Annotated in this window: 3 protein-coding genes; all 3 read right to left on the bottom strand. The window is 34.1% G+C overall.

The window, feature by feature from the left end:
* Window positions 1-90 precede the first annotated feature (90 nt).
* Entirely contained in the window at window positions 91-957 is an 867-nt protein-coding gene (locus M2132_RS11855; protein ID WP_280698315.1) for a nucleotidyl transferase AbiEii/AbiGii toxin family protein, read from the bottom strand.
* A gap of 16 nt (window positions 958-973) precedes the next feature.
* The gene (locus M2132_RS11850) at window positions 974-1,741 is read right to left on the bottom strand and encodes a hypothetical protein (RefSeq protein WP_280673822.1); all 768 of its coding nucleotides are present in this window, start codon (window positions 1,739-1,741) and stop codon (window positions 974-976) included.
* 333 nt (window positions 1,742-2,074) lie between these two features.
* The gene (locus M2132_RS11845) at window positions 2,075-2,488 is read right to left on the bottom strand and encodes a BACON domain-containing protein (RefSeq protein WP_280673824.1); all 414 of its coding nucleotides are present in this window, start codon (window positions 2,486-2,488) and stop codon (window positions 2,075-2,077) included.
* Window positions 2,489-2,748 lie beyond the last annotated feature (260 nt).

Below are 2,748 nucleotides of genomic sequence, written 5' to 3'. Positions count from 1 at the left end.
GAGAACTGCTTACCGAATTTCAAGTCAATTCAAAACAAAATGTCAAAGAGCAATTGGATTTATTTAATTCAAATTTTTAACGCATCAGTACTAATCTTCAAACAATAATTCCGGTTGATAAACATTGCTGTTGAAGTTTTCAATAAATGACTTTTCCTCTTCGGTAAATACCATCAGTTTCATAAGAAACTCTTTCACCTCTACTTTGGCAGACTCAAAATCAAACCGTTCGCTTTTCTTAAGAACAGGAAGTAAAGAGCTCCTGATTTGTGTAAATTTCAGGTTGTCAATACTTTTAAAGCTATAGCTGTTTGACGGTTTATCACTTCCTCCTACAGCAAGATAGAATAATATAATTTTGCGGAGTTTGTTCATCTCATCAGGATGGATGATGTTATATTTCAACATATTGTGAATATCATACAAGTCCCGGGGAGCTGTCCGCTCAATAAGAGCTTTGATCTTACTTCCAAATAGTTCAAGGATGGAAAGAGTTTTTACATCAGAATCAAGTTGCAGAAAGTCTATATTCACTTTCTTTTCAACTATTGGCAAGATATGATTTCGCAAAGAATAGTTTATCTCTACTTTCAGGTTATCTTTATTTCCTCCTGCGTTCTGGAAATAAAACACCCATGAATCAAGAGAATGCGGACTTTTGGTATTAGGGCTTAAAGCATATCCTTGCGTAAACATATAGTTCAGAAAATCTTGATTGATATTCTCCCGGATTGTCATCATTTCTTCCCGTGAACACTCTTTGGTAAAATCCAAGTCAATATCAACCGATAAGCGTGGAAGATTAAAAACTGTCAGGTTAATTGCGGTTCCTCCTTTTAATGCCAAATGTTCAGCAAATAGAGGGTTTTCATTCAAGTGTTTCAAGATATCACAAAGCCTGAACACTTTTTCCAGATTATCCCGAATAAAATCTGTACCGAAAGCTATTCTTTCCAAATCAGTTTTACTATAATTATACATTTACATTTCCTCCCTGTTCTAAAAATGAAAGAATATTTTTAGGAGCGTAAAGCCTCCATTCATTAAAATAAGCGGTTGAGTCTTGCTTATCAGTCAGGTAACGAATGCTTTTCCCAATCTTGGATTTACAAAAATCAAAGAAAGCATCACTTAACTTCATTTCTTTTTGAAAATAGCTAAGGATAAATCCAGTCTTTTGATAAAGAATCTGTTTGCTGAATTGCTTCAAATAGTCTTGCAGTTTATTCTCATTGATATAAGTGATAAGAGCAAAACATTCTATCATTTCTTCCAGTCCACCACTCCGGTCTATTTGATTAATACAATCTAAAACGGTACGTTCCAAATCGGTTACTCTGATTAGTGTATCAGCAGGAGGAATAATAACTCCGGCATCTGATTTCGATTCCGAATAAATATAACTAATCCCATCGTACTCAAAGTTGTTAAACCTCTCTTTGGATGAAACCTGCATTTCATAAAATACCTGATGAGCCAGACCATGATATTCCAATGCAGCATGGTAGGATAGGTAAGAAGAAGAGTTTATTTGACTGGCTATTTCGTACTTTGAAGCAGAACTGGTTTTTGTTGCCAAATCCGTTGCAACGTAAAGGTCTCGCCTTACTTGTGATATTAACCCTTGCTGTTTATACCTTCGTAAAAGTCCTTTTGCTGCATTTTCGTTGTCAGTCAAGGAAACAATATCTTTTTTATGGAAGATTTTGAGCTTATGAAATTCTTCGATATATTTGTTCATACCCTCTTACTGTATTTTATTTCTCGCGCAAAGGTATACAAAAATGCGTATTATCGCGCATAAAACAAAAAGAATATTAGGATATTCTCAAATTTATTTCTACCTTTGTCCTATCACTTAAAGAGGAAAAGTTCTCTTAAAAATCACTCTAAAAACGGAGTGAGTAACGAGTGAGTAGAATACAATCTTCGATAGTTAAACGACTGACAGAATAGGTGTTAGATGGGATATTCAAAATCCGTCAACGCCCACTTGAAAATCAAGGAGGCTGTCTCTCAATGATGAGACAGCCTCCTTTTTAATTTTGTGTAGTGTATAGAGCTTGTCGTCTGCTTATTCTTTTCCTTGCTGGTTTATTAAAACCTGTTCGGTATGTGTTCCTGATTGAATAGATATGCGCATCTTTCTGTTGTAGGGAGTTGTGTTTTTTTTAACTTTTATTGTTAAGGTTCGCATTCCCTCTTTTTTTACGCTGAACCAATCACCATCAACATGGTATTCGCTATTTTTTATGTCAGTGAGTTTTGGTGCAAAATATTCATTATTGCTTAGAACGTGGTCTATCCACCAATATGCACCTTCAGATGTAATAGTAATTGAATCTGATTTTGCACTTAGTTCGATATTATTGTTCGATAGATTTATCGTTTCATCGGTATTGGTTTCGGTCTGTATATCTTCGCATGAGGCAATTCCAGCGAAAACCAAAACAAAAAGGGCAATAATTATGATATACCTATGTTCCATGCCTTATTAAAATTTCTATTTATAAGACAAATAAAAGCTGAAAACGTTGCATTGTTTTTTATAGCGAAGGCATATTTTTCCTTAAATAACCTGTAAAACACTTGTAGACAATTGTTTATTTATTTTTTAATAAAAGTAAAAATACAGGAATTGCAAATATTTAACTAATGCGAATCAGTATTTAAAAAATTAGATAAATAAAAGCGATGGCAATTTTGCCCATCGTATGTATGAGTAGTCCGGCAGTGGACCTTACTTTT

The sequence above is a fragment of the Dysgonomonas sp. PH5-45 genome (genome assembly GCF_029893235.1).
Lineage (GTDB): Bacteria > Bacteroidota > Bacteroidia > Bacteroidales > Dysgonomonadaceae > UBA1309.
Note: the sequence above shows the minus strand (reverse complement) of the source record. Positions and strands in the feature narration are given on the sequence as shown.

What these genes read in the sequence shown, in the direction of transcription:
- M2132_RS11850 (WP_280673822.1), bottom strand. Translation starts at nt 1,741, where the DNA reads ATGAACAAATATATCGAAGAATTTCATAAGCTCAAAATCTTCCATAAA.
- M2132_RS11845 (WP_280673824.1), bottom strand. Translation starts at nt 2,488, where the DNA reads ATGGAACATAGGTATATCATAATTATTGCCCTTTTTGTTTTGGTTTTC.